The sequence below is a fragment of the Halovenus anhuiensis genome (genome assembly GCF_037080055.1).
In the GTDB taxonomy this organism is placed as follows: domain Archaea; phylum Halobacteriota; class Halobacteria; order Halobacteriales; family Haloarculaceae; genus Halovenus.
This window is the reverse complement of record NZ_JBAOJI010000001.1, coordinates 112,629-138,235: the sequence shown is the minus strand read 5'-3', so window position 1 is coordinate 138,235 and position 25,607 is coordinate 112,629. Positions and strand designations below refer to the sequence as shown.

Below are 25,607 nucleotides of genomic sequence, written 5' to 3'. Positions count from 1 at the left end.
TGGCTCTGTGCAGAGTTAGCAATTGTCTCCCAAATAACCGTACGTTCTGGATGAATGTCAAACCACAGTTTCTCTCAGTTAATCCGGAGTGGTACCCAGAGTGAAAAACTGTGTGAACGTCCTGAATGGATGCACTGTATAAGATACGGCGGGGGGTCTCTACAACGCTGTAGCGTTTCGAGAGAACATTCGTTGTTACTGTCGGCCTCTAATCGATCAACGGGCCAATAGATATTGATACCCAATGAGAGAGCCGGACCGTGTCGTCTCGGGGAAGTTATCCGCGAGCCGAACGCGTGCTGACTGCGTTCGATTTCCTCTCCTCAGCCCGAGAAACTCGTGAATCCAACTTCTTTCAGTCTATCGTAACTTGCAAGATGAGCGGGGTATCCCAACCGAAAATTGTTATTCCCCAGCCATTCTGCGTGCAGTTGGCGTACGCAGATCAGTTATGAGATCAGAGACAGAGGCGATCACCGACCGAGGGATTGGCGGCTCCCTGAACTGAATCATCGGCGGGGTAGTCGGTGGATTTGCAGGCGCGTTGATCTTCGGAGCGTTGCTATGGGTCGTCGAAACAACCGCAGTGACCCAAGCCATCTCGGAGATGTACGGGTTCGACGGCGGCGGTAGTTGTGGGTCGTCTCGAAAGCCGTCCGTCGCGAGTTAGAAAATGCTCCATTAGCCTCGGACGATCAACGACAGCGCAAGTCCGAGCGCGAGCACCTCGAAGCCAGCCAGCAATACGAACACCGCCGCCGGAGAGCCGTAGGTTAGCGTGGCCCCGACGATGGAGGCACCGAGCGCGCCGATACCGAAAATCGCCAGATACGTATAGCCGAAGGAGAGTCCACGGTGTTCCGGCGGAGAGTATTTTGCAATTGTCGCCTGACTAAGCGGCTGAATCGCGAACAGAACGAATCCGAGTGCGACGCTCGCGAGCAACAACGTCGAGAGCGTTCCAGCAGCCGGGATGAAACCCAGTGCGATGACCGCGAGCAAAGCGAGCATGATCGCCAGCCCGCGCTCTTCGGCGACGCTGTCGGTCAATCGGCCGCCAACGTACTGCCCGCCGATGCCGACCGCCAGAAGACCTGCGTAGAGATACTGCGCGAGATCGAATTCCCGGGCGAGTCGACCGTCAGGAATCGGACCGAGCCCCTCCTCCGGCGCGAGAGTCACGAGCGGGTCGAGGAAGTCACCGAGCATCTCCGGAAGAAAGGTGACCATGCCGCGGTAGTACAACCCGTTGAACAACACGAGGACGAAAACCGTCGCGAAGCCAGCGGTAAACAGTCCGCGGGAAGCCGAGAGAAATTCCCGGGGGGAGTCGATATCTGCGGAAGGTGCATCGCCGCCGTCGGCGGCCGCAATGGCCGCAGTTTCGTCGAACTCGACCGTCAGTCCGACCAGGGCCGCCAACAGGGCGGGGACTGCCAGGATGAGCGTTGCCGTCCGCCAGTCGACGGCGACCAGCAGAATGGCGGTGAGAAACGGGCCGCCAGCGATACCGACGTTGCCGGCCATCCCGTGGTAGGCAAACGCCGAGCCGCGCTGTTCGACAGCGTTGCTGATCAGCGAGAGTCCCGCGGGATGATAGACGCTGGCCGACAGTCCCCACAACCCGAGGGCGAGCGTAATGCCGGCGATGCCGGGAGCAACACTGAGGACGAGAAACGACGATCCCATGCCGAGGAGACAAGCGACGATGAGCCGGCGCGACCCAAAGCGGTCGACGAGGAGTCCACCGGGGAGTGCTCCGACGCCGAACAGCCCGTAGCCGACGGCGACGACGGTCCCGAGCGCCGCCGACGTGACGGAAAACTCCACCAGCCAGACGGTCATCAGAATTGGGACCGAAAGCTCGTAGGTGTGGACCATCGCGTGACCGGCCATCGTAAAGCCCGTAATCGCGCGGTCGTTGGCGTTCATCGTTCTGGTCCCGTTTCGACGACACAGCGTGATCGGAACATACCAGTGCTCATCGACATCCTCACGTAGGAGTTACCCGTTCAATGCAGTTGTTCTTCACTCACCCAGATTAATTCTCTGAAATAACTAGTGAATTAACTGATGTCGAGGATCAGGGTTGTCGAACAAACTGATTCTATAGCGAGAACTTCTCTCGAAAGAGAATATCAATATTTATTAAATAGTCGGGATTTCTCGCAGGTATGGAGTATCAGATTCGCAAAGACCCGAGTTACGCGATGGTCGAGGTCACGCTCGCCGACGGCGAACAGATCGAAACGAAGCCGGGCGTCATGATGGATCGGACCGGTGGGATCGGCAACGAGTCCGACATCGGCGGCGACGCTGGAATCGCGGGCACAGTCGGGCGGATGGTCAGCGACGAGCGTTCGCTGATCGACAATACCTATTACGCACAGGCCGACGACGAGCGAGTGACACTCGTCCCGGAACACCCCGGTGACATCGTCGCGCTCGATATGGGCGAGCGGGACGAACTCCGTGTACAGTCGGGATCACTGCTGGCGTGGGAACCGCTGGTCGAGCGCTCGACGGAGTGGAACAACCGCTCGAATCTCTTCTCTTCGGGTGAGCTTACCGTCCTCGGATTGTCGGGCCGAGGAATGACCTTTCTCTCTTCGTTCGGGTCGATGGTCAAACGCGAGGTCACGCCGGAGAACTCGCTGGTCGTCGACGAGGACCACCTTGTCGCGTGGACCGCCGGGATGGATCTCTCCCGGGAGAAAGACGGCAGTCTGAAATCGACGGTACTCGGCGGTGAGGGACTCGTGACGAGGTTCAATGGCGAGGGTGAGGTCTGGCTCCAGACGCGGAATCCGATGCTCTTCTACGGTGCACAGGCGCACGAAGACGACGACTCGAGCGGTGGGATCGGCGTCGACGACTTCCTCTAAGCGGAGCGGTCAGTCCTCATGGGATGAGGGACCACCGTCGGAAACTGCTCCGGAGCGGTTTTCGGTCGAGATCGTATCGAGATCGATCTCGGACTGTTTGACATCGTACCTGTCGAGATACGCAGAGAGTTCCTGCGTACTCGTCGCGAGCGAGTCGATTCGATCAGTGACACTTTCGACAGAAGCGGTCTGCTGTTCGGTCGCTGCCGAGACCGAACTCGCCTCGTCGTTGGTCTCCTGAGCCAACTGCGTCACGTCGTCGACGAGTTCAACGGCTTCCGTCGTCGAACTCGCCTGGTCGTCGGTAGCGTTACTGATCTCTTGGATCCCGGCGTTGACGTCTTCGATCATGTCGACGATTTCGTCGAGGTCACCGAGTGCTGCCTCGATCGTATCGGTTCCTGTCTTGACGCGCTCGCCGAGATCCTGCATGTCGTCGGTCGTATGTTCTGTCGAACGCTGGATGCCCTCAATCCGCTGTTCGATATCGTCAGTCGCATTGCCGACCTCAGTCGCCAGCCCTTTGATCTCGTCGGCGACGACAGCGAATCCTTCACCGGCTTCGCCCGCACGAGCGGCTTCGATCGAAGCGTTCAGCGCAAGCATGTTTGTCTGCTCGGCGATGTCAGTGATGAATTCGACGATCTCGCCGATCTCCTCGATTTCGGCTGCAAGTCCTTCGACTTCTTCGATCGTTCGGTCGGCAGTCTCCTGAATCGTTTCGAGTTCCTCGACGGCCTCGCTCGCCGCCTCGCGACCCGACTGGCCGCGTTCGGTCGCCGCTCCGGTAGTCGAGGCGACCTCGTTTGCCGAGGATGCGATTTCCTCGATACTTCCGGACAGTCCCTGCAGTTCGCCGTTGACGCGTTCGAGATTATCGTGCTGGCCCTCTGCGCTCGTCGCGATATCCTGGACTGACTCGCTGACCTCGCGGCTGGCGGTCCTGATCTCTCCAGCACCCGAGGAGAGCCGCTGGCCCGATGACTCGACTTCTCGGGTGAACTCCTGAACAGTCGCGACCATCCGCTCGACTTCGTCCATCATCTCGTTGAATGCGATGCCGATGTCTCGCATGACTTCGCTCCCGGTATCGGTATCCATCCGCTGAGTGAAGTCGCCGTTCGCGGCCTGGGCCATCGTGTCGCTGTAGTCGTCAGCCGTCTCGCGGAGCGTCTCGTTCAACTGTTCGACGTTGCGTCGCGCCTCTCGGGTCTCCTGCTGGGCCCGCTCGATGTCCGCGGCCATCTGAGTCATGACTTCACCCAGCGGTCCGGGCACCTCCTCGTCCAGCACGGCAGCGTCGAACCGCTGGTCCGAAACGGCCTCCGCCTGCTCGCTGACGGTCTGCAAATATCCAGTCATCGAACCAAACGAGTCGACGAGGTCACCGATTTCGTCCCGGCGCTCGCTCTCCTGGACCTCGAAGTGGAACTCGCCGTCGGCGATCCGGTCGGCCGTGTCCCTGACCTGGCCCACTTCGGCCGCGATGCCGCCACCGACTCGGCGACCGACGCCGAGTGCGCCGAGGAAGGCCCCGCCCGTGAGTAGAAAAATCAAGATACCGCTTCGCTGCTGGGTCTGCTGTGCCGAGTCGACCTCGTTCTGGAGTTCTCCCTTGGCGGTCTTCTCCAACTGTCCGAGAACTTCTCCGAGTTCGTTGAGAGTGTTCTGGTAGGCTGTGAGATGCTCCCGCATCGCCTCCGTGTCTCCCTGATCCTTGGCATCCATCGCGGCCCGCGCCTCGCTGATTGCCTGTTCGTGTAAGTCCCGCGCGTCCGCTACGAGCGAGTCAGAACCCGAGGAAAGCAGGTCCGTCGACTGGACCCGATCTTCGTGGATGCGGTTGTACTTCTCCGCGGCCCCATCGAACTCGTCGCGCGTGTCAGTATCGTTCCTGATATACGAAAGCGTCGCGGCCCGCTCTCGTTGTGACTCTAATTTGAGCATCATCACCCCATCGACAGTTTCTGTTCCGTCGTTGGCAATCGTCTCGGATGTCGACGCAGTCTCCGAGACGCCGACCATCCCAACGATCCCAACGAGAGCGGCTAATACAGCGACACTCGCAAATGCAAGAATGAGTTTTCGCCTGAGTGTTCCGTTGTATATGATTGACCTGGCCGAATGAAGCGGAGATTCCATGAAGCGTCAATGACGGTTTCAGGATTAATTGTTGGGCCGTGATTATCAGAGTTTAATCCACTCGTATTCCTTGGCTGGAACCTTAGCGAGGGCTGTATACAGTCGTAACATCGATGGACTCGCTAGTCTGCTAGTACGGAATTCTCGGGCGACCGACCGATTGTTAGGGATACTGTTCGGTGCAACCGTGTCCAAGCCTCTGGACAGAGACCTGACGACAGTGAGGATCACAACCGTGTGGACACGTCGGCCACGCCATCGACCCGGAGATTTGCCAGTCGGTGGGTTTGGCTGGCCCCGGGGGCGAGGGCAAAAGCCTGCGAGCCGTTTCGATCTATCCGAGACCGTGCAAGCGCCCCACACATCTATATGCCCCGCGATTCTGCATTATGATATGCCCCTCGAAGATGAGTTCGGTCGGGATGTGACAGGGATCCGCATTTCACTGACCGACCGGTGTAACTTCGATTGCGTGTACTGCCACAACGAGGGGTTGGGTGACACGCGCGGCCCGATGGACCCCCAGGACGACGAGATGACCACCGACGAGGTGGTCCGTATTCTGGACGTTGTCTCGGAATTCGGCGTCGACGCTGTGAAGTTCACCGGCGGAGAGCCGATGCTTCGAGACGACCTCGAAGAGATTATCCGCCGGACTCCCGAGGGGATGGAAGTCTCGATGACGACCAACGGCACCTTCCTCCCGGGACGAGCACCCGATCTCGTCGAAGCGGGACTCGATCGCGTCAACGTCTCACAGGATGCACTCGACCCTGACGACTTCGCAGAGTTAACCAAAAGCGGCGCCTACGACCGCGTCATCGAGGGCGTCGAGGCCGCCCTCGATGCCGGACTCGCACCGGTCAAACTGAACATGGTCGTCTTCGAGCCAACGGCGGGCTACGTCCCGCAGATGGTCAATCACGTCGCTCGAAACGACGGACTGAGACTACAGTTGATCGAGTACATGCCCGAAATCTCGGGTCATCCCGAGTGGGCAATCGATATCGACCGCGTCCACGACTGGCTTGCCGACCAGGCCCACCGCATCGAACGCCGCGAGATGCACGGCCGAGCCCGCTATTTCATCGCCGAAGGCGAGGCGACCGACGAAGAGCCGGTCCGAATCGATCTGGACAGCGAAGAGACCGATCTGGACGAGTTACCGGAAACCGGCGGCGAAGGAATGGTCGAAATCGTCGACCCCGTCGAGAACGCCGAATTCTGTGCGAACTGCCACCGCGTTCGCGTCACACACGACGGCAAATTCAAAGGCTGTCTGAACCGCCACGACGACCACAGGCCGATGGGGGCGATGTCGAAAGCCGAGATTCGCGAAACCTTCCGTGAGACGGTCGCAAACCGGGTGCCGTACTACGGGGAGTATATGGTTCGCGAAGACGGCGAGTGGGTGCCCAACGAGGAGTATCTCGAACTGATCGAATCGCCGGCCGACGACTGACAGTACCTTCTTACAACCGGCGGGCGAATTACCCGGAAAGATGAGCAATCACGACGACCAGAGTCACGGTCACGACCACGACGACAGTAGCCACGATCACAGTCACGACCACGATGATGAGGGACACCAGCACAGCCATCTCGAACTCGATACCGTCTCCTTCGGAGTCGTAACCGTCTCCACCAGCCGAAGCCTGGAGAACGATCCCGGCGGTGACAAACTTCAGAAGTTGATCGAGGCCGACGGCCACGAGGTCGCAGTGCGGGAACTAGTCGGAGACGAACGAGAGGCCATCGCGGCGACAGTCGAAGCGCTCGTCGAGCGCAACGACGTGGACGCCGTCGTTCTGACCGGCGGCACCGGTCTCTCGCCGGAGGACGTAACCGTCGAGGCCGTTCGGCCACTGTTCGATCAGGAGATTCCCGGGTTTGGCGAACTGTTCCGCTCGCTTTCCTACGAAGACATCGGGCCCCGAGCGTTGCTCTCGCGTGCGTTCGCTGGGTCGAAAGAGGGCGTAGCAATCTTCTGTCTGCCGGGGAGCAAACAGGCGGCTGCGTTCGGTACCGAGGAGTTGATCCTCCCGACAGTCGCGCACATCCTCGGTCACACGCGAGGACGCTGAGTCGGATCGCCGAGGTTTCGCAGCCACCCACGAGAGAACACAACGTATAGGCGTCCGTGGTCGAACGAATAGGTATGCAATCGCAGGCCCGCGAGCACGTCCCGGCATTGACTGGGATTCTGACGGCCGTCTCGCTCGCTCTGGTTTTTGCAGCAGTTGGCGGGGCGGTCCCTGACGGACTGCTCCCCCGGATTGAAGGAGTAGTGAGTGCGATTCCACACATCAACGCTGTCCTGAGTCTGGCGGCGATTGGGACCATTTCCTACGGTGTGGTATCGATCCGCCGCGGTGAGATCCGGCAACACCGGGCCGCGATGCTCGCAAGCACTGGCCTGTTCGCGCTGTTTTTGCTCCTCTATCTCTATCGTGTCTCGCTGGAAGGACCGACGACGTACCCCGGCCCTGATCTACTCTACCAGTACATCTACCTCCCGATGTTGGCGATTCATATCCTGCTCGCGATACTCTGTATCCCATTCGTCTACTACGCGCTGTTGCTCGCGAGCACCCACCCAGTCTCCCAACTGCCGAACACGAATCACCCCCGAGCGGGCCGGATCGCCGCCGCCCTGTGGCTAATCTCGTTCGTGCTGGGCGTGCTGGTCTATCTCCAGTTGTACGTGCTCTTCTGAAACTTAGACCGAGGATACGCCGCTGAAATCGCGGCGGTGGCTATTTGAGGCGAGTGCCCGACAGCACTGATATGAGCGACGCTGAGGCGGAGTTACTCGCAGCGGCACGGGATGCCTTCGAGCAGGCGTACGTACCGTACTCGGAGTATCCAGTCGGTGCAGCGCTAGAGGCCACAGATGGGACCGTGTATACAGGATGTAACATCGAAAACGCGAACTACTCGAACAGCCTTCACGCCGAGGAAGTCGCGCTCGGGAAGGCAATCAGTGACGGCGTCCAGGAGTTCGAGCGCCTCGCCGTAGCTTCGGCCGCCAACGATGGCGTGACTCCCTGCGGGATGTGTCGCCAGAGCCTCGCGGAGTTCTGTTCCGAGGTGTTTCCAGTACTCTGTGGGACCCCTGACGATTTCGAGCGGTACAGCCTCGGGGAACTCCTGCCAGAGACGATCACGAAAGACCACCTCGATGCCGCCGCGGAGGGCCAGCGATGACCGACCACAGCGGCGCGGAGGACCCTCGCGAGGACGAACAATACCACCTCGAAGTCACCAGCGAGGACGTGGCCGACAGCGTGTTACTTCCAGGCGATCCCGAGCGGATCGAGACGATCACCGACTGCTGGGACGACGCCGATGTGGTCGCCGACCACCGCGAGTACCGGACCGCGACCGGAACGCACGAGCAGACGCCAATTTCGGTCACCTCGACGGGAATCGGCTCGCCGGGCGCGGCAATCGCCGTCGAGGAACTCGCCCGCGTCGGGGTCGACACCATGATCCGGGTCGGTTCCTGTGGCGCGATCCAGCCGGAGACCGACGTTGGCGATTTGATCATCACCTCCGGGGCGGTGCGACAGGAGGGGACCAGTGACGAGTACATCCGCGGGAATTACCCGGCAGTCGCAGATCACGCGGTTGTCGCTGCGCTGGCCGCCGCCGCGGAGGAACTAGGCTACGACTACCACGTCGGTCTAACTGCCAGCACAGACAGTTTCTACGCCGGGCAGAGCCGCGAAGGCTTCGGTGGCTACCGGAGTCGAGACAGTGAAGCGATGATCGAGGAACTCAAGCAGGCGAACGTGCTCAACTTCGAGATGGAAGCGAGCGCGATTTTGACGCTCGCAAACATCTACGGGTTGCGCGGCGGTGCTGTCTGCACGGTCTATGCGGACCGGACAACAGGTGAATTCGAGGTGACGGGAGAACAGCGGGCCGCCAAGACGGCGAGCAAAGCGGTTAGCCTCCTAGCCGAGATGGACGAGCGGGTCGCAGAGTCAGCGAGTTCCGAGTGGCACGCGAAACTCGGACTGGAGTGAGAAATCGGCTTCGAGTTACATGTCGGCCCAGGCGTTTTTCGCCCGGCCGATGCCCGTGATGTCTTTGATCCACCGCGCGGCAATCGCTTTCTTCAGGTTGCGCGCCGGGAAGCCACCGAAGGTGTCGACGAACGGCACGATGAAGACGTCGTGCGCGACCGCATCCTCGCCGACGGAGACGACTGTTCCCTTGTTCTTGTATTTCCACTCTTTGAGTGGCTGCCCACGCATCTCCCGAGCGACATTCTCGCCGATGACCTCCGCGGCCTGCCAGGCGGCCTGTGCTGTCGGCGGTGCCGGGTCGTCGCCGGGCTGGTCGATGAGTGCAGCGTCGCCGATGGCGAACACGCGCTCGTTGGTCGTCTGGAAGTTCTGGCCGGATTCGAGTCGGTAGTTGCGCTCGTCTTTCTCGATGTTCGCATCTCGAACCGCCTCGCGGCCGGTGATACCGCCAGTCCAGATCAGCACGTCGTAATCGAGTTCGGTCTCTTCGCCGATGTAGACGGTTTCTTCGTCGACTTCGCCGATGAACTCGCCGGTGAGGATGTTGACGTTGCGTTCTTCGAGGAGGTCGCGAAGCGCCGACTGGATGCTGTCGTCGTTCCCGGGGAAAATCTCGTCGAGTCCCTCGACGAGATGGATGTCGAGCGGGGCCGAACGCTCGTCCCGTAGTCGCGCGATTTCGCCGGCCGTCTGGATACCGGACAGTCCCGCGCCGCCGATGACGATCTGTGCGGGGTCAGTCTGTGTCGCTTCGTCTGCCGCCTCGACGACATCGTCGTGGATACCGAGCGCGTCGTCGAGACTCTTCATCGTGTGAGCGTGTTCCTTGAGGCCGTCGATGCCGAAGAATGCAGTTCGTGTTCCCAGTCCGACCACCAGATAATCGTAATCGAGGGTGTCCTCGTCGTCGAGTTCGACAGTCCGTTCGTCTGTATCGACGCCTTCGACAGTCGCCTGAATGAACTCTGTCGACGGCGATTTGATCTCGTCGATCGGAATCGCGACTTTCTCCTGGACGCTTGGGTCGCTGATGCAACGATGGGTCTCGTGGAGAATGAGGTGATAGTCGACGTCTGATACCCACGTGATCTCTGCGTCGCCCGAGAGCGACGATTCGAGGCTCTGGATTGCTCCGGCGCCGGCGTACCCGGAGCCGAGAACGACGACCTGCTCTGTCATATCCTCCCGTCAGTAATCCGCCGATACAAAGGTTTGCAATTCACCTTCCATTGGTATGAGTTCACATGTGCTATTCGTCGCCGTTCTATCCCGGGGTTCCTTGAAAGAGAATCGGGGCGGCGGGAGAAGCCGACGGAATCGGCGAGAACCAGAACAGAGATGAGTCGAATCAGTGGCTGGGTTCCTCGACCGGAGCCTGCATATCGTCGATCGTCAGGATGAGTGCGTTGTCGGTGTCGTCTTTGCCTTCGAGCGTGCCGATGATCTGTAGTTTCGAGAGGGGAGTCGGACCGACAGTCACCTTGTCGCCTTCGGTAAATCGGGAGAGCGAGCCACGCATGTTGATTTTCGCTCGACACTCCTCGGGGTGGTGGACGCTGGTGAGATCGATCTGTTCGACGTTGGCCTCGTCGATCAGTTCGCCGTTGTGATACAGCGGGACATCGGCCGCCTGATCCATATCCTGAATCTGCAGCGCGTCGTAAGCCGTCCCGGTTGGCTTGTAGCCACCTTTGGGGCCGGGTACACCCTCGACCAACTGCAGAGCCTTGAGACTCTGCATCTGGTTGCGGATCGTCCCTGGATTCCGGTTCACTTCTTCGGCGATATCCTCTCCTTTGACGGCACTGTCGGACTCCTTGTGGAGATTGATCAACTCCTGAAGAATGGTTTTCTGACTCGGTGTCAGTTCGATTGATGACATAATCCGATTTTCGGCACTTGCGGTCTTAAAGCCGACGGTAACAATAATGATATTTCGGTATCTTTTCGCGACACTGTGACAGCCCTTTTATCGGTCGACCGACCACGAGAAGATATGAATCGACCAGTCGAACTGATCGGTGTCCCGATGGATCTCGGTGCGGACCGCCGCGGAGTCGATATGGGGCCGTCTGCGATCCGGTACGGCGGACTCGGCGACCAACTCGACGATCTCGGAATCCCCTGTACTGACGACGGCGATATCGACGTTCCGCGTCCAGAACAGTCCCAGCGTGACGCCAAGGTCACCGGAGACGCGAAGTATCTCGACGCGACTCGTGCCGTCTGTACGGAACTCACCGAGCGTGTTCGGTCGATTCACGACTCGGGAGCGTTGCCGCTGGTTCTCGGCGGTGATCACTCGATCGGAATCGGCACCGCCAACGGGGTCGCCGACAGACCCACAGGACTGCTCTGGCTGGATGCGCACGCCGACCTGAACACGCCGGCGACGACCCCCAGCGGAAACGTCCACGGGATGCCGCTGGCGGCGATTCTCGGCGACGGGATCTTCGGCGAGATGGAGTGGGCACACGCACCGATGATCGAGCCAGAGAACGTGGCGATTGTCGGTCTGCGGAGCGTCGATTCAGGCGAACGCGAGCGCCTTCGGTCCAGCCCGATCCACGCGTATACGATGACCGACATCGACCAGCAGGGGATCTCGACGGTGATCCGTGAAGCCCTCGACGCGATCACACAGACGACCGAACAACTCGCGGTCAGCCTCGATCTGGATCTCCTCGACCCGGCCGAAGCCCCGGGTGTCGGAACCCCAGTCAGGGGCGGTGCGTCCTACCGAGAAGCCCACGCCGCGATGGAAATGATCGCCACCTCTGAAACGGAACTCTGCTCGCTCGAACTCGTCGAAGTGAACCCGATTCTCGACGAATCGAATCAGACCGCAAAACTGGCCTGCGAACTCACCGCCAGCGCACTCGGAAAACGGGTCCTCTGAGGTCGCCGCAGTCCGTCACCGGGCCTCGTCGATTTCGTCTAGGGCGTCCGGATTCTCGATGCTCGACAGATCACCGAGTTCTTCGTCTTCGTGGACGGCCTGAATGAGCCGTCGAACGATCTTGCCGCTCTGTGTCTTCGGGAACTCATCGACGAAAAACAGCTCCGACGGGCGGAACGGCTTGCCCAGTTCGTCGCCGACGTGAGCGGTCAGTTCTGCCCGGAGGTCGTCGGTCTCCTCGTAGCCGTCTTCGAGGATGACGTAGGCGACGACGGCCGTTCCGGTCGTTTCGTCTTCGGCACCGACCACGGCGGCGGCGTTGACCGCCTCGTGGTCGATCAGTGCGCCCTCGACCTCGGCGGGTCCGACCTTCCGACCGGCGACGTTGAGCACGTCGTCCGAGCGGCCCTGCAAGAACCAGAAGCCGTCTTCGTCTTTCTCGGCCCAGTCGCCGTGGTCCCACATGTCATCGAACCGGCTCCAGTACTCCTCCAGATATCGCTCGTCGCCGCTCCACAGCGATTTCGTCATCGACGGCGCGGAGGAGCGACAGACCAGATAGCCCTGTTCGTGATCGTCGGCGATCGACTCGCCGATCGCGTCGACGATATCCACGTCCATCCCCAGTGCGGGGCCGCCGAGCGTCCCGGGTTTCAGCGAGTGAGTCGGTAAGGGCTGGAGGAAGCAACCGAAGATTTCGGTCCCGCCGGAGATGTTCATGATCGGCGTCTCGCCGTTGCCGACCCGCTCGTAAAACCACTGCCAGGACTCGGGGTCCCACGGCTCACCCGTCGAGCCCAGTAATCGGAGCGTCGAGAGGTCGTGGCCGTCCAGCCACTCGTCGCCGTGTTTTCGGAGCGCGCGAATCGCAGTCGGTGAGACGCCGAAGGCGCTGATGTTGTGGCGGTCGATCATCTCCCAGTACCGATCCGGATTCGGGTAGTCGGGCGCACCCTCGTACATGAAGATGGTCCCGCCGAAGACGTGGTTGCCGATCAGCGTCCACGGCCCCATCATCCAGCCGATATCAGACACCCAGAAGAACCGATCCGAGGGCTTGTGATCGAACGAAAAGTACAGTTCCTTCGCTGGCTGGACGAGGCCGCCGGCGTGGGTGTGAACGATGCCCTTCGGTTTGCCGGTCGTCCCCGAGGAGTACAGCAGCATCGACTCCTGATCCGAAGAGAGTGACTTCGTCTCGTAGCTGTCGTCGGCCTCCCCAACCGTGTCACCCCACCACTCGTCACGGCCGTCGGTCATCGGAATCTCGGCTCCGAGACGGTCGAAGACGATTACATCCTCGACGTGGCCTGCCTCCTCGATGGCCTCGTCGGCCTGTGATTTGAGCGTGATCTCGTCGCCGCGGCGATAGAAGCCATCGCCGGTGAACAGCACCGAACACTCCGCGTCGGCGATTCGGGTTGCGGTGGCGTCGACGCCGAACCCGGAGAAGATCGGGACCGCAATCGCGCCGACTTTGAAACAGCCGTACAAAAGCGAGACGACTTCCGGGACCATCGGCATATACAGCCCGACGGTGTCGCCGGTTCCGATTCCCTTCGCTTCGAGCGTGTTGGCGACCTGATTGGCCTGTCGGTGGAGTTCGTGATATGTGACCTCGCGAATCTCGCCGTCCTCACCCTCCCAGATCGTCGCGACCTTGTTGCGCGTCTCGGAGTCTGGGTCGGCGTGGCGGTCTACGACGTTGTGCGCGATGTTCAGTTTCCCCCCGACGTACCACTCTGCGAACTGTGGACCATCAGTATCGTCCCTGACCGTCTCGTACGGTTCGTCGAATTCGAGGTCGAGCGTGTCGACAATTTCATCCCAGAACCAGTCCAGTCCCGAAGCTTCGACTCCCTCGATGTCAGTCGTGGACCGGCGGTGTAACTCCTCGAAATCTTCGATCCCGTGCTCGTCCATGAACTGCGAGACGTTCGACTGCTCGACGAAGTCATCGCTGGGTTCGTAGACGATTTCGTCTGTTCCCTCCAGTGAGTCAGACATGAGTATGACTGACACGTGGAGTCGACAAAAAGCGTCGGGTTAACCCAGAGTTAGACTATTCCGAGAAGCGGCAAGACGAGTCCGCCGAACCACGCGAGCAGGCCGGCGGCGATGAGAATCCCCCGCTCCTGATCGATGGCTTCGGGGTCGTCGTTCACCTCGCGGGCCACACCGAGCGCGAGGATGCCGAGCGTGAGTGCCAGCCCGAAGCGATGCAAGAACACTTGGACTGGGATGACGCCGAGGCCGACCCAGATCGTATCGAGCGTAAAAGCCGCGATGAGCCCGAAGACGGCGAATCCGAAGCCGGGTAACGGATCGAGGCGTCCGGCGAAAGCGAGCACCGCTGCGGGTGGACCGAACGCCAGAATCGGGTAGACGACGCCCGCGAATACTTGCGGTGATGTTTCGGTGAACGCGCCTTCGAGGACGAGCGCGAACGCTCTCGTCCCGAGAACGATCCCGACCAGTCCGACGGCGAGTGCGAAGCCAGCCCAGTTCTCCCGGGCCCACGAGAGGAAGTTCCCGAGCAGCGACTGGACCGCCCGACGAGTGCTAGAAGAGACGACGCTTCCCACCCCGAGCAGACCGAACAACCCGAGCGGGAGTAGCGTTTCGAGATGGATCGAGGTGGCCCAGCCGTCGAACCAGCGCCCGCGGGTGTCGTAGTAATCGCGGCTCACCTGCTCGACGAACGGTTCGTCGATGAACTCCGCTTCGAGCATTCGCGAAGAGCCGTCGAGGTCGACGACGTTGTGTCGCAACTGGAAGAAATCGAAGTACTCCCGGTGGATCTGGATCGCGGTGTACTCGCCGTCGGGATCCTCGTAGGCCCGGATGTGGTGGCGTTCGCCGAGATAGGTACCCTCGTGAAGCTGGTAGCTCTCGTCGAGCCACGTGCCGCTGGTCCCGTCACGAATGTAGGTGTACCGGGTCGATCCGGTCGCGTCGTTCCAGTCGAGGTCACTCTCCTGTATTTCGAGTTCGTAGGATTCGTTACCCGCTTCAGCCTCTGATTCCGGGAGTTCCTCGAATCCGAGATCCGACCGGTCGGTCAGTGCTGCCCGAACCTCGGTCGGTTCGCCGTGGAGAACGACGTTGATCGCCAGCGTGCGGCCATCGGTCGAGCGGCGCTTGGACGTGTACGGCCAGAGCTGTGAGGTGTTCTCCGCCGGGTCGACCAACTTGCTGTCCGGCGGTGATGATTCTGTCGGGGTCGATTCACTCGGTGGATCGACGAGTCCAGCGCCGACGTAGGAGAGTCCGGTGAGACACAGGGCGACGAGGACGAGTCCGACCAGCACACGACGGCGAGACATACGAACAGAACAGATGGTACGAATCAAGAGTATTGTGGTCACTGGCCTGGGACGACTGGCCTCCAACCCGGTCATCTTTAGTAGCCAAGTGTCATAGACGCGGATAACTGATGACGGAGGATTTCTACGACACACTCGGCGTTTCGCGGGACGCATCCGAAGAGGAAATAGAAAGCGCGTACCGCGAGGCCGTCCGGGAGTATCATCCGGACGTGAGCGACGAACCGGACGCCGAAGAGAAATTCAAGAAGGCCAAGAAGGCAAAGGAGGTGCTGACGGACGACGAGCAGCGACGGATGTACGACCAGATGGGCCACGAGCAGTTCGTCGAAGCCGACAAACGCGGCGCGACCGACAGTGGCGGCGCCCGTGGCGGCCGCGGCGGCGACCCCTTCGGCGGCGCTGGCGGCGGTGGATTCGGCAACATGCAGGACATCTTCGATCAGTTCTTCGGCGGTGGCTCCGGAGGTGGGGGCTCACGCCGCGGCAAGGATCTCAAGACGAAGTTGACGATCGATCTGGAGACTGCCTATCACGGCACCGAAAAAGAACTGACGGTCACCCGACCGGAATCCTGCGACGAGTGTAACGGCCGCGGCCACCCGCCGGGAACCGACTCTCGGACCTGCCCAGAGTGTAACGGCCGTGGTGAGCAGACCCGCGTGCAGGAGACGGCCTTCGGCCGGATGCAACAGCGGACGACCTGCCGGCGCTGCGAGGGCGAGGGAACCATCTACGAAGAGCGGTGTTCGACCTGTCGCGGCGACGGGGTCGTCCGGAACGAAGCGACACTCAGCGTCGAGATCCCAGCCGGCATTCAGGACGGGATGACGCTGCGGATGCGCGGCGAGGGCGCACCGGGCGAAGGCGGTGCGCGCAACGGTGATCTGCTGGTCGAAATCAAGATCGAAGACCACCCGGAGTTCGAGCGCGAGGGCTCGGATCTCCAGACCCGGAAGGCGATTTCATTCCCGCAGGCCGTCTTCGGTGATACGGTCGAACTCGAAACGTTCGACGGAGTGGTGGAGTTCGACGTTCCGGAGGGAACACAGAGCGGCGAGACCTTCCGACTGGGAGGAAAGGGGATGCCACGGCCGCAGCGCCGGGGACAGGGCGATCTTTACGTGCAGGTGCAGGTCGTCACGCCTGACTCGCTCAACGAGGAGCAGCGTGAAGCGCTGGAAGCGTTTGCCGAGGCTGGCGGCGAAAACATCGAGGTAGAGCAGGGCTTTTTTGATCGGCTCCGTAACTCCTTCTAATGGAAACGCTGAAAGACCTCGTCGCCGCCTGCCGTGACGCCTCGGGCACCGTGATCGAGACGCCCGCCCGAACTGCCCCGTACACCTACGACGATTTTGTGCCGAACGTCTGGAAGTCCGGAAATCTGCTCGGCCACTACGGCGTCCATCCCGGCGCATCAGTGACCGTCGTCACCGGGCCGAAAGACGCCGACTCCGCCGAGACCGACCGCCGCGTCGATGCGGCCGACCCACTGCTGGCCATCGTCGGCGCGACGCTCGTCGGCGCAACCGTCGAGTTTGAACCAACTGAGCCAGTCGAATCCCGCGCGCTCGTCCTCCCTGCCGGCTGGACCGAGCGGTACGAACTCACCCCACAGTGTACACAGATCGCCTACGGCGGCCCGCCTGAGGAGGCCGACGTGGTCCACTTCGAGCAGGAGATGTGGAGCGAAAATCCCATCGAGCCACCGGAGCGAGTCGCGCCAGAAGATCCGGCGGTTGTCGAAGACGGGACAGAGATCAGCCACGACGACCTGCTGTCGGTGGCAACAGATCTCGTCGAGGAGTTCGATCTCGATGACGAGAGTAGAGTGGTACTCAATGCCCCAGTTACCGAGGCTGGTGCAGTTGTGCCGGTTCTCGGAACGCTCGCCGCCGAGGCGACGCTGGAACTGCGTCAGTCCAGTGGAGAGCGGGCAGACGGAGAGCTGATCGTCAGTGAGGAGTCGACCGGAGAGGATGCACTCAGCGTCTCGGAGCTTACACAGCGCCTGCGCGATACTCGCCGTGCTTGACGCCGATGACGAAGACGATTGCGGCGAAGACGAGCATCGACGGTGTGACCATCATGAGTGTCGTGCTCGCCGTCATCGGAATCGGCGAGAAGATCAGCCCGGCGGTTCCGGCCGCGATAATTGCAAGTACGACGCCGACCGAGACGGGAAGATTGAGTTCCATACCAGACAGTAGGCTCTGGAAATAAAAAGCCTTCAGAAAGCGGTTAGTCCGATACGGTCACCAGTCGTCGGGATCCTTTGGATCGTAGGAGCCACAATCTTCGCCGTTGATCGTCGAGTCAGTACATTTGAAATCACTCGGCTCCGCGTAGACGTGGCCCTCGATAGTCGACCCGTCGACTTCGACGATTTTGTTGGCAGTCACCGACCCCTCGACGACGCTTCCGGAGAGAATATCCGTGCCTTCCCCGGTACTCTCTACGTCGCCAGTGACGGTACCATCGTCGACTGTCGCGCCTTTCTTGGCCGTTACTGAGCCATCGACAGTCGTGCCGTCGAGCACGTCGGCGGTTTTTTCGGCGGTAACGCCGCCCCCGGCGGTGGTGTTCGAGAGCTTCACGTTCTCTGTCTTCGAGGTGGCTGGCCCGCCGATCTGACTGTCCTGCAGGTCGACCACTGTCTCGGCCGTGACGCCGCCCTCGGCCACCGCGTTAGTGAACGTCACACTCTTCGTCTCCGACGTTGCTGGCCCGCCGATCCGACTGTCCTGGACGTCGATGACCTTCCCGGCCGCAATCTCTTCCTCGACGACTGCGTTGGTGAGTTTCACGTCTTCATCCTCCGACGTTGCCGCGCCACCGATCTCACCGTCTTGCACGTCGATCGTTCCACCGGCCGTCACCGAGTCCTCGACAGTCGAGCCATCGAGCACCTCGGTTCCTTTGTCGGACGAGACCGTGCCCTCGACGACAGTGTTCGACAGTTTCACGTTCGCCGTCTCTGATGTCGTGTCACCTCTGATCCGGCCGTCCTGAACGTCGATCACTGTCTCGATTGTGGCGTCGCCGTAGACCTCGCCGGCGTCGATATCGAGGTCCTTGTTGTCACTCAGCGTCTCACCGATAACGATCCCGTCGTTGCGGACTTTGATCTGGTCAGCCGTCTGTACGTCACAGTTCACGACTTTGTCGTCGATTGTGATGGGATCAGTGCCACCGTTAGTCTGGTCTTCGACCCACTCACAGCCCTCGTCCGGTTCGGGGAGTGCCTGCTCGACTGTCAGCGTCGTCAACTGGTACGATTCGTCGTTGTCGCCGTGCCAAACGACGGTTATCTCTTCGGAGATCGGATAGAACTCGATCTCATCGCCGTCTTCGAGCCGTTTACCTGCTGCGGCGTCGGGATTGAGCGCTCCCTGTAGTTCGAGCCGGTCGCCATCGAGCGTCTCACCACCGTCGTGGATCAGCCGGTGGGTCGTGTCGTCTGCGTCCGCATCCGACAGAACAACATTTGGCTGTGGATCGGTCTCGTCGGTGAGGCCGAGGAAGAAACTGGCCGCGAACATCGCGAGGGCTACGGTGATCGCGAGCATCAGGATCGCCCCGATGACGGGCGAGATACCCCGATCCTGTGGAAGCGAGGCTCTCATTACCGCCGCCTTGGGACCGAATATAAATAAAGGAGAAGGGGTAGTTACGGATGGTGAAACCACCAGCAGGCTACCAACTGTACGCTGCCTTTAGTCGAAAAACTCGACACCGGTCACCTCGAATCTGGCCCCGCCGTCGGTGCTTTCGGTAACGGTAACATCCCATCCGTGGTCGATGGCGACTTGTTCGACGATAGCTAAGCCAAGACCTGTTCCGTCGTCTTTGGTGGAGTAGCCAGTCTCGAATAGGCGGTTCTGTGCCTCTTTCGAGAGTCCCGGGCCATCGTCAGCCACATAAAACCCCTCTCCGGCGTCGAGCCGGTCGAGGGTAACGGTGACAGCCCCGTCAGTGTGCTCGATTGCGTTGTGGAAGAGGTTCTCGACCAGACTGGTGAGACGGCTCTCGTCTCCCTGGATCGATCCCGACACGTCGATGTCCAGTTCGGCGTCGGGGGCATCCAGATTCGCCCACGCTCCCCGCGCGATCCGTTCGAGTCGCACACGATCCGTCTGGCCGCCCGTCTCACCGCGCTGAGCGAGAATCAGCAGGTCTTCGATGAGTTGTTCCATCCGGTCGAGCGTCTGTTCGATCGCCGTCAGGTGGTCGCTCTCGTGTTCTCGTTCGGCCAGATCCAGCCGCAGCGTCGCTACGTTGAGTGCGTTGCGGAGGTCGTGAGAGACGAAACTCGTGAAAGCGTCGAGTTTCTCGTTTTGGGCGACTAACTCCTGTTCGCGCCGCTTCCGGTCAGTGATCTCTCGCGTGGTGATGACGTAGCCCGACAGCGGCGATTCGGTGCGATCACTCGCGACCGATTCTAACCACGCCCACGAACCGTCAGACTGTTTGAACCGATACTCGACGCGTTTGGTCTCGCCGCTCTCGACGAGGTCGGCGAACTCGGAGCCGATTCGCTCGCGGTCGTCGGGATGGATGTACTCGAACACTGGACTCCCTTCGAGTTCGGCGGGTTCGTACCCCAGCACGTCCTCGGCCGACGGGGAGAGATCCTCGAAAACGCCGCTCTCGTTCACCACACCGAGAATGTCCGAGTTGTTATCGATGTAGGCGTCAAGCCGCTCGGCCCACTCCTTTTTGTCCGTGATGTCAGTGATAAAGCCCTCCAGCGCCTCTAGCTCTCCATTTTCCTCGTAGACACCCCGGCCCCGCTCCCACATCCACTTGACTGTTCCATCGCAGGCGATAATCCGATAGGTGACCTCGAAGGTCCCATCCTCGGCCAGTCCCCGTTGAACGGCGTCCCATATCCGGTCGCGCTCTTCTGGATGGAGGATATCCTCACCCCAGATCACGTCGCCGGATTTGAGTTCGTCGGCCGAGTATCCGGTAAGTTCTGTCACCTCGCCTTCGACAGTCTCCATCGGCCATTCGGGTTCGTTTTCGCTCCGGTAGACGATGCCCGGAAGATTGCTGATGAGCGTCTCCAGCCGGCGGGTTCGCTCTTCGAGTTTCCGCTCGGATTGGTAGGCGTCAACGACGTTTTGAATGCGATTCGCGAGGACAGCGTACTGGTCGGTTCCCGACTCTTTCTGCAGATAATCCGTGACTCCGGCGGAGATTGCATCGCTGGCGACCTCTTCGCTCCCCTTACCGGTAAACAGAATAAACGGCAGATCAGGATATTCCTCGCGGACAGTTTCGAGAAACTCGATGCCGTTCTGGTCGGGCATCTCGTAGTCTGAGATAATACAGTCGAACCCGTTGGATTTCAGCCGCTCGAACCCCTCGTCCGGGTGAAGGGCTGTCTCGACGGACAGTTCCTCGGCCTCCTGTTCGAGAACAGTCGCCGCCAGGTCCGCAAGGTTCGGATCGTCGTCGACGTGGAGAACCTGAATCGCTCCGGACATACTGTCTACATTTGGACGGACCGTGATGAATGTGACCCAACAACTACGCTCCTGGACGGCCCGTTTCGGATGCGAACCTTACCCGTTCTTTGGGCGGATCAGATCCGCAAGCGAGACCAGCAGGCCCAGAATCCAGCCGATTGGGAACGAGAAGACGAACCAGATGATGACGTGGTGGGCCTCCTGGCGGTCGATCTGTCCGAGTTGCTCCTGGACGAACATCGGGCTGGCCTGAAAGAGGTCCTGGGCGAGTTCGTCACTTCGCGCGATGATCACGTCTTCGAGGACTGGGTGAAAGAGTGCGGCGACGACCGGCGGCAGGAACAGCGCAGTCATCGCAAAGGGATATGCCAGCAGAATCGTCGTCCCGCGACCGCCCAGTTTCCAGAAGCCGTACGAAAGCGCCGAAGAGACGACTGCGACGGCACCGGCGGCACCGATAGCGATAATCTCGACGGTGCTGAAGGTGCTCTGGAAGCCGAACCAGATCAGCGCGACGAGTCCTCCCCAGAGTGCAACAAACACCAGAATGACGCCGAACAGACCGAGTCGCGCCGCAGTGACGTTCAGCTTCCGCGCCTGAAACCGCACGAAATATCCGGTCAACAGAAGTGGATACGAGACGGCGACGATCAACAGACCCAGCACCGAGACGAGCTGATAGAGCAACCGTTTTCCAGTCGTTTCGGGCTCGTACTTCCCGAGAACGGTATTCTCGGCGTTTCGCTGACGCGGATAGAAAAGCTCCATCCACGTCTCGTGCATAAGCGTCAGATCGTATTTGATCGCGTCGGCGATACCGCGATTCCCGGCTGCCATATCCCACCGTTTGATTGCCCCCGGTATATGTTTTCGTACTCGGGTAGCTTACCACGACGACGGTGCGAAATCGGGGTAGACCTGTCGCTCCCGTCGGTCGATTCCGTCGATCCGTTCGATCTCCTCCGCCGTGAGTTCGAGCGCCCGACTCTCCCAGTTATCCTGGATGTGTTCTTCGCCGGTTGCTTTCGGAATCGCCGTGATGTCGTGTTCGCGCAGCCACGCGAGCGCGACCTGTGCCTCGCTCACGCCGTGGTCGTCGGCAATCGCTCCCAGCGTCGGATCCGAGAAAATCTCCGTCCGGGCGAGCGGCGAGTACGCGACCAGTTCGACGTCGTTCTCGTCGGCGTACGAGCGCAGTTCCTCCTGCTGGAGGAACGGGTGGATCTCGACCTGGTTCGCGAAGACCGGCGCGTCGAGAGTCTCCTGGGCCTCGTCGATGTGTTCAGGCTCGAAATTCGAGACGCCGACCCGCTCGATTTTGCCCTCGTCGTACAGTTGGTCGAACGCCGCGAGCGTCTCCTCAGGTTCGTACTCTCGGGCCGGCCAGTGGATGTACAACAGATCGAGGTAGTCCGTTCCGAGTCGGTCGAGACTGTTCTGAGCCGTTTCGAGTACGTCCTCTCGGGAGAGGTTGCTGATCCAGATCTTGGTCGCGAGGAAAATATCGTCGCGGTCCACGTCCGCCGCCGCGATACCCTCACCGACGGCGTCTTCGTTATGGTAGGCCTGTGCAGTGTCGATGTGTCGATAGCCCATATTGAGAGCCGTCTCGACGCTGTTTGCACACGCGTCGTGATCGTCGTTCTGCCACGTTCCGAGACCGAGCATCGGCATGCCTGAGACTGTTGGTACGCTCATATTCAGTGGTGGGGGCGTCAGCGGAATAGGCGTTTGGAAACCCGAGATCTCTCCCGGTCCGTTGACACTCAGTCGCCCCCGTAGCCGAGATACTGCACCAGCAGGTGCGGAACGATCACGCCGACGAGAAAGACGACACCGAAGATCAGTTCCCGAGAGAACTCAGTATACTGCGAGCATCCGAACAGCAACCCCATCGCCGCGAGAACGCAACCCCCGATGACTTTGTTTTCCGGGGTGATGAGTCCTTCACGGCGGATAATCGTGCCCAGCGAGAGGACGATCAACAGCAAGAGACTCCCGAGAACAGCGGCAGAGAGACCGAACGAATCCGTCAGGAGACCGGCAAACAGTGCAACGCCAGCGACGACGTAAGCAACGCCGAGTAACATCTCCCACCTCGATCCGCCCAGCGAGTCTGAAACCGACGAATCGGGCTGCGAGTTTGGCATACGATACTGGTACCTCGACTGAAGAAATAGCTATCTGGAGTCAGAGCAGAGACACGACTCAGTATTTCGGCTCCGCGCCGGTAATTTCGTAAACCTCGTCCATCAGTTCGTCACGTTTGGCCTGCCAGGCCTCGAACTCCGAGGGCGTTCCGGGGTATTCGTCGTAGATTCCCTTGAGTTCCGAGGCGAGGTTGCTCACCTGATACCCTTCGTAGAGGACTTTCCAGTGGCCGCGGGTCTCGATAGCGGTCACGAGTCCGGTTTTGAGTTTGTCGACGAGTCCGAGCGTCGTCTCGCCTTTTTTGCCCATCAGATCGATCAGCATCTCGCCGGGCAGTGCGGTCACCACGTCGGTCAATTCGTCGACCTCGTGAGCGGTCCCGAAGATGTTGTACAGGTCCATCGCGGCGAATCGCTTGCCGAAGTCGGTCTGGACGCGCTGGTTGTACTCCCACAGCGCCGACTCGCTCAGATCGCCATCGGCGATGGCCTCGCCGGCAATTTCGGCCGCCCAGTGACCTGCCTTCGCGGCCCCGGGAATCCCGCCACCGGTCGTCGGGTTGACGTGGGCAGCGGCGTCGCCGACGGACATGAATCCGGGCGCGACTGCGGAGTCGTACGGCCGGCGAGTGGGCAGGGCCGCGCCGAGTTTGTCTTTGACCTCGGCGTTTCTGAACTCCGGCTGGTTCTCCAGATCATTCTTGAGGACGTCCACCAGCGGCATTGGGGGCTGGTCCATCTGAAAGCCAAGGCCCGCGTTGATTTCCCGATCGGTTCGCGGGAAATACCAGAGATAGCCGAGTTCTTCGGTCGGTTTGAAGACGATAGCGTCGTCGTAGTCGACCGGCTGGTCGGTTTCGATGACCTCCCGGTAGGCCGAACAGAACTGCGAGTAATCGACGTTCGTGTCGTAGTTCGTCCCCTCGAAATCGACCTTGTCCTGCAAAAGCGAGAGTGCGCCGGCAGCGTCGATGACGACATCTGCTTCGTACTCCACCGGATCGCCCTCCCGAATCGCCGTCACACCGGTTACCCGACCGTTCTGGACGACATCCTGAACAACGGTGTTGAATTGGATGTCGACACCAGCCCGGTCAGCCTCTTCGACCAGGACTTCGCCGTACCGTTTGCGGTCGACGACAGCACCGGACTCGCCCTCGAACGGAATGTCGTAGTTCGGGCCTTTCGGGTTGATGAAGTGAGCACGCTGGATGTTCTCGTTGGTGAACGACTCGTCGCGGAGGTAGTCGAGATCGATCACATCCGGGAACGTACTCTTGCCCTTGATGGCGTCACCACAGGCGATGTGGCCGGCGTCCGCCTCGCTTTTTCGTTCGAGGAGGGCGACGTCGAGGCCGTCCTGTGCGGCCGTCGCGGCGGCGAAACAGCCAGCCGTGCCGCCACCGACGACGACGATATCGCGGGTATCCGTTGTCATTACAGAGCGTCTTGTACCCTATTTCATAAAAAACCCCAATATCTCCATCTAGGAACCTGGCCCGGGTGTCTGGTCGGATTCCGGGAATCGCAGCGCTATCGGGGGGCCGGACCGACAGGATGAAGGGGAGACACGGTAGACAGGAGAGACAACCATGCTCAGGCGAGGGGCCGGCCGAGTCGCCGCCGTGGATGCAATGCCGACAGCCGTCCGTGCCGTCTTCGGCTACTACGCCGATACGGGCGTGTTCGACGCCGGGAGTCTCGGACTGAAGCGACGAGTCGACGCCGCAGTCGAGGAGATGATCGACGACGCCTTCGGCGCTGTCGAGGAGGCCGTCGCCGAGGAGTTCGGCCACGAGTTTGTCGCTTTCGGGTACGACACGAAACTCGTCTTGCCGGCGAAACTGACCCTCGGCTATCTCTACCGGCGACTCGACGACGCTTCCCATCAGGAGGTAGAAGCCGTGACTCGGCTGGCTGTCGAAGCGCTGATCGACGGGGACATGCGCGATGCGCTGAACGACGACGAATACGAGGACTTCGAGGTCGATTTCCCGACCGACGAGGCGGATCGAGCGCAGATCGCCGAGATTGCGCAGTCGGTGCTGCAGGATCGCGTCGACGAGCAGTTCGAGCGGTATCCCGACGAACTCCGGGAGATCTACGAGTGGGCCGTCGACATTTCCGAAGCCCATCAGGACGAAGACGAACAGTTCCGGGCGCTGATGCAGCAGGCCAGAGACGGGGACGACGAGGCTCGGGAAGCGATCCGCCAACGGTACAAGTACGGGACCTTCGAGGAAGAGCCGTCGATGTTCAGCGCGGAGGAACTCGAACTCCCTTATCTGAAAACCCAGTACGACCGTGTCGGTGTGATCTACGACGGGATGGTCGAGATGTACAAGGCGGCCGGGTTCGAGATCGAACCGGCGTTCAAGCGATCGATCGTGCTGGCGATTATCGGCGCACAGATCTGGCTCGACGACCTCGACGATTACGAGGTCGATCTGGCGGAGGGGCAGTTGACTCCCGTCACCGCGGAGTACCTGCTCGCCGACTCTGGTCCGCAGGCGAAGGCGTCGGTCATCGAGATCAGCGAGCGGTATCTCGACCGCGCTCGCGTCGAGGCGACAGCCGTGGACTCGACGCTGACCGGCATCGCTACGGAGTACATCCACCGTGACGGCGATCCCGGTATCCTGCCGCGGACGCTGCCGGACGCGTAACTCGCGACGAGTGGACACGCTTTTACCGACC

General features: G+C 60.7%; 23 protein-coding genes. 10 read left to right on the top strand and 13 right to left on the bottom strand.

Annotation, left to right across the window (positions count from 1 at the left end):
• Positions 1-681: 681 nt before the first annotated feature.
• Positions 682-1,932: an MFS transporter gene (locus tag V8P86_RS00690; RefSeq protein ID WP_336325311.1), complete on the bottom strand. Its 1,251-nt coding sequence runs from the start codon at positions 1,930-1,932 to the stop codon at positions 682-684.
• A gap of 242 nt (positions 1,933-2,174) precedes the next feature.
• Here V8P86_RS00690 and V8P86_RS00685 point away from each other — a divergent pair, with 242 nt between their 5' ends.
• Complete coding sequence (locus V8P86_RS00685) at positions 2,175-2,885, top strand: TIGR00266 family protein (RefSeq protein WP_336325310.1); 711 nt, start codon at positions 2,175-2,177, stop codon at positions 2,883-2,885.
• A 9-nt stretch (positions 2,886-2,894) separates the two neighbouring features.
• Here V8P86_RS00685 and V8P86_RS00680 read toward each other — a convergent pair whose 3' ends face one another.
• Positions 2,895-5,027 (bottom strand): HAMP domain-containing methyl-accepting chemotaxis protein, encoded by a 2,133-nt coding sequence (locus tag V8P86_RS00680; RefSeq protein WP_336325309.1) that lies wholly within the window; start codon positions 5,025-5,027, stop codon positions 2,895-2,897.
• A 394-nt stretch (positions 5,028-5,421) separates the two neighbouring features.
• On the opposite strand from V8P86_RS00680, the gene moaA reads away from it, so the two are divergent.
• From moaA to V8P86_RS00655, 5 genes are all read left to right on the top strand, one after another.
• Positions 5,422-6,489 carry a GTP 3',8-cyclase MoaA gene (gene moaA / locus V8P86_RS00675; RefSeq protein ID WP_336325308.1) on the top strand — a complete coding sequence of 356 codons (1,068 nt, stop codon included), beginning with the start codon at positions 5,422-5,424 and terminating at the stop codon, positions 6,487-6,489.
• Between the two features lie 40 nt (positions 6,490-6,529).
• Positions 6,530-7,111, top strand: a complete 582-nt coding sequence (locus tag V8P86_RS00670; RefSeq protein ID WP_336325307.1) for a MogA/MoaB family molybdenum cofactor biosynthesis protein — start codon at positions 6,530-6,532, stop codon at positions 7,109-7,111.
• 74 nt (positions 7,112-7,185) lie between these two features.
• Positions 7,186-7,743, top strand: a complete 558-nt coding sequence (locus V8P86_RS00665; RefSeq protein WP_336325306.1) for a DUF420 domain-containing protein — start codon at positions 7,186-7,188, stop codon at positions 7,741-7,743.
• 71 nt (positions 7,744-7,814) lie between these two features.
• Positions 7,815-8,234, top strand: coding sequence for a cytidine deaminase (gene cdd, locus V8P86_RS00660; RefSeq protein ID WP_336325305.1), 420 nt, complete (start codon positions 7,815-7,817; stop codon positions 8,232-8,234).
• Positions 8,231-9,058 (top strand): nucleoside phosphorylase, encoded by an 828-nt coding sequence (locus V8P86_RS00655; protein WP_336325304.1) that lies wholly within the window; start codon positions 8,231-8,233, stop codon positions 9,056-9,058. The genes cdd and V8P86_RS00655 overlap by 4 nt, the downstream gene beginning before the upstream one ends.
• 15 nt (positions 9,059-9,073) lie before the next feature.
• Here the strand turns inward: V8P86_RS00655 and V8P86_RS00650 are convergent, their stop codons facing one another.
• Both V8P86_RS00650 and V8P86_RS00645 read right to left on the bottom strand, forming a co-directional pair.
• Complete coding sequence (locus V8P86_RS00650; RefSeq protein WP_336325303.1) at positions 9,074-10,240, bottom strand: NAD(P)/FAD-dependent oxidoreductase; 1,167 nt, start codon at positions 10,238-10,240, stop codon at positions 9,074-9,076.
• Between the two features lie 169 nt (positions 10,241-10,409).
• The gene (locus tag V8P86_RS00645; protein ID WP_336325302.1) at positions 10,410-10,943 is read right to left on the bottom strand and encodes an Rrf2 family transcriptional regulator; all 534 of its coding nucleotides are present in this window, start codon (positions 10,941-10,943) and stop codon (positions 10,410-10,412) included.
• Between the two features lie 114 nt (positions 10,944-11,057).
• On the opposite strand from V8P86_RS00645, the gene rocF reads away from it, so the two are divergent.
• Positions 11,058-11,960: an arginase gene (gene rocF / locus V8P86_RS00640; protein WP_336325301.1), complete on the top strand. Its 903-nt coding sequence runs from the start codon at positions 11,058-11,060 to the stop codon at positions 11,958-11,960.
• Positions 11,961-11,975: 15 nt separating this feature from the next.
• Here rocF and V8P86_RS00635 read toward each other — a convergent pair whose 3' ends face one another.
• Positions 11,976-13,967, bottom strand: coding sequence for an AMP-binding protein (locus V8P86_RS00635; protein ID WP_336325300.1), 1,992 nt, complete (start codon positions 13,965-13,967; stop codon positions 11,976-11,978).
• Between the two features lie 50 nt (positions 13,968-14,017).
• Entirely contained in the window at positions 14,018-15,286 is a 1,269-nt protein-coding gene (locus V8P86_RS00630) for a hypothetical protein (RefSeq protein ID WP_336325299.1), read from the bottom strand.
• Between the two features lie 110 nt (positions 15,287-15,396).
• Between V8P86_RS00630 and dnaJ the strand changes: the two genes are divergently transcribed.
• Entirely contained in the window at positions 15,397-16,545 is a 1,149-nt protein-coding gene (gene dnaJ / locus V8P86_RS00625) for a molecular chaperone DnaJ (protein WP_336325298.1), read from the top strand.
• Positions 16,545-17,321: a hypothetical protein gene (locus tag V8P86_RS00620; protein ID WP_336325297.1), complete on the top strand. Its 777-nt coding sequence runs from the start codon at positions 16,545-16,547 to the stop codon at positions 17,319-17,321. Before dnaJ ends, V8P86_RS00620 begins: the two co-directional genes overlap by 1 nt.
• Here the strand turns inward: V8P86_RS00620 and V8P86_RS00615 are convergent.
• The 7 genes from V8P86_RS00615 to V8P86_RS00585 all read right to left on the bottom strand — a co-directional run bounded on the left by V8P86_RS00615 (position 17,287) and on the right by V8P86_RS00585 (position 24,348).
• The gene (locus V8P86_RS00615) at positions 17,287-17,484 is read right to left on the bottom strand and encodes a DUF7333 family protein (RefSeq protein ID WP_336325296.1); all 198 of its coding nucleotides are present in this window, start codon (positions 17,482-17,484) and stop codon (positions 17,287-17,289) included. The two genes, V8P86_RS00620 and V8P86_RS00615, sit on opposite strands and share 35 nt — an antisense overlap.
• Before the next feature lie 57 nt (positions 17,485-17,541).
• Positions 17,542-18,912 carry an archaellin/type IV pilin N-terminal domain-containing protein gene (locus V8P86_RS00610; RefSeq protein ID WP_336325295.1) on the bottom strand — a complete coding sequence of 457 codons (1,371 nt, stop codon included), beginning with the start codon at positions 18,910-18,912 and terminating at the stop codon, positions 17,542-17,544.
• 90 nt (positions 18,913-19,002) lie between these two features.
• Positions 19,003-20,778 (bottom strand): PAS domain-containing protein, encoded by a 1,776-nt coding sequence (locus V8P86_RS00605; RefSeq protein WP_336325294.1) that lies wholly within the window; start codon positions 20,776-20,778, stop codon positions 19,003-19,005.
• 78 nt (positions 20,779-20,856) lie between these two features.
• The gene (locus tag V8P86_RS00600; RefSeq protein ID WP_336325293.1) at positions 20,857-21,597 is read right to left on the bottom strand and encodes a hypothetical protein; all 741 of its coding nucleotides are present in this window, start codon (positions 21,595-21,597) and stop codon (positions 20,857-20,859) included.
• Between the two features lie 48 nt (positions 21,598-21,645).
• The gene (locus V8P86_RS00595; RefSeq protein ID WP_442909338.1) at positions 21,646-22,458 is read right to left on the bottom strand and encodes an aldo/keto reductase; all 813 of its coding nucleotides are present in this window, start codon (positions 22,456-22,458) and stop codon (positions 21,646-21,648) included.
• 68 nt (positions 22,459-22,526) lie between these two features.
• Complete coding sequence (locus tag V8P86_RS00590) at positions 22,527-22,910, bottom strand: DUF7987 family protein (RefSeq protein ID WP_336325292.1); 384 nt, start codon at positions 22,908-22,910, stop codon at positions 22,527-22,529.
• Positions 22,911-22,968: 58 nt separating this feature from the next.
• Positions 22,969-24,348: a geranylgeranyl reductase family protein gene (locus V8P86_RS00585; protein WP_336325291.1), complete on the bottom strand. Its 1,380-nt coding sequence runs from the start codon at positions 24,346-24,348 to the stop codon at positions 22,969-22,971.
• A gap of 154 nt (positions 24,349-24,502) precedes the next feature.
• Here V8P86_RS00585 and V8P86_RS00580 point away from each other — a divergent pair, with 154 nt between their 5' ends.
• Entirely contained in the window at positions 24,503-25,576 is a 1,074-nt protein-coding gene (locus V8P86_RS00580; RefSeq protein ID WP_336325290.1) for a hypothetical protein, read from the top strand.
• The last annotated feature ends 31 nt before the right edge of the window (positions 25,577-25,607 follow it).

What these genes read in the sequence shown, in the direction of transcription:
- V8P86_RS00690 (WP_336325311.1), bottom strand. Translation starts at nt 1,932, where the DNA reads ATGAACGCCAACGACCGCGCGATTACGGGCTTTACGATGGCCGGTCAC.
- V8P86_RS00685 (WP_336325310.1), top strand. Translation starts at nt 2,175, where the DNA reads ATGGAGTATCAGATTCGCAAAGACCCGAGTTACGCGATGGTCGAGGTC.
- V8P86_RS00680 (WP_336325309.1), bottom strand. Translation starts at nt 5,027, where the DNA reads ATGGAATCTCCGCTTCATTCGGCCAGGTCAATCATATACAACGGAACA.
- moaA (WP_336325308.1), top strand. Translation starts at nt 5,422, where the DNA reads ATGCCCCTCGAAGATGAGTTCGGTCGGGATGTGACAGGGATCCGCATT.
- V8P86_RS00670 (WP_336325307.1), top strand. Translation starts at nt 6,530, where the DNA reads ATGAGCAATCACGACGACCAGAGTCACGGTCACGACCACGACGACAGT.
- V8P86_RS00665 (WP_336325306.1), top strand. Translation starts at nt 7,186, where the DNA reads ATGCAATCGCAGGCCCGCGAGCACGTCCCGGCATTGACTGGGATTCTG.
- cdd (WP_336325305.1), top strand. Translation starts at nt 7,815, where the DNA reads ATGAGCGACGCTGAGGCGGAGTTACTCGCAGCGGCACGGGATGCCTTC.
- V8P86_RS00655 (WP_336325304.1), top strand. Translation starts at nt 8,231, where the DNA reads ATGACCGACCACAGCGGCGCGGAGGACCCTCGCGAGGACGAACAATAC.
- V8P86_RS00650 (WP_336325303.1), bottom strand. Translation starts at nt 10,240, where the DNA reads ATGACAGAGCAGGTCGTCGTTCTCGGCTCCGGGTACGCCGGCGCCGGA.
- V8P86_RS00645 (WP_336325302.1), bottom strand. Translation starts at nt 10,943, where the DNA reads ATGTCATCAATCGAACTGACACCGAGTCAGAAAACCATTCTTCAGGAG.
- rocF (WP_336325301.1), top strand. Translation starts at nt 11,058, where the DNA reads ATGAATCGACCAGTCGAACTGATCGGTGTCCCGATGGATCTCGGTGCG.
- V8P86_RS00635 (WP_336325300.1), bottom strand. Translation starts at nt 13,967, where the DNA reads ATGTCTGACTCACTGGAGGGAACAGACGAAATCGTCTACGAACCCAGC.
- V8P86_RS00630 (WP_336325299.1), bottom strand. Translation starts at nt 15,286, where the DNA reads ATGTCTCGCCGTCGTGTGCTGGTCGGACTCGTCCTCGTCGCCCTGTGT.
- dnaJ (WP_336325298.1), top strand. Translation starts at nt 15,397, where the DNA reads ATGACGGAGGATTTCTACGACACACTCGGCGTTTCGCGGGACGCATCC.
- V8P86_RS00620 (WP_336325297.1), top strand. Translation starts at nt 16,545, where the DNA reads ATGGAAACGCTGAAAGACCTCGTCGCCGCCTGCCGTGACGCCTCGGGC.
- V8P86_RS00615 (WP_336325296.1), bottom strand. Translation starts at nt 17,484, where the DNA reads ATGGAACTCAATCTTCCCGTCTCGGTCGGCGTCGTACTTGCAATTATC.
- V8P86_RS00610 (WP_336325295.1), bottom strand. Translation starts at nt 18,912, where the DNA reads ATGAGAGCCTCGCTTCCACAGGATCGGGGTATCTCGCCCGTCATCGGG.
- V8P86_RS00605 (WP_336325294.1), bottom strand. Translation starts at nt 20,778, where the DNA reads ATGTCCGGAGCGATTCAGGTTCTCCACGTCGACGACGATCCGAACCTT.
- V8P86_RS00600 (WP_336325293.1), bottom strand. Translation starts at nt 21,597, where the DNA reads ATGGCAGCCGGGAATCGCGGTATCGCCGACGCGATCAAATACGATCTG.
- V8P86_RS00595 (WP_442909338.1), bottom strand. Translation starts at nt 22,458, where the DNA reads ATGAGCGTACCAACAGTCTCAGGCATGCCGATGCTCGGTCTCGGAACG.
- V8P86_RS00590 (WP_336325292.1), bottom strand. Translation starts at nt 22,910, where the DNA reads ATGCCAAACTCGCAGCCCGATTCGTCGGTTTCAGACTCGCTGGGCGGA.
- V8P86_RS00585 (WP_336325291.1), bottom strand. Translation starts at nt 24,348, where the DNA reads ATGACAACGGATACCCGCGATATCGTCGTCGTCGGTGGCGGCACGGCT.
- V8P86_RS00580 (WP_336325290.1), top strand. Translation starts at nt 24,503, where the DNA reads ATGCTCAGGCGAGGGGCCGGCCGAGTCGCCGCCGTGGATGCAATGCCG.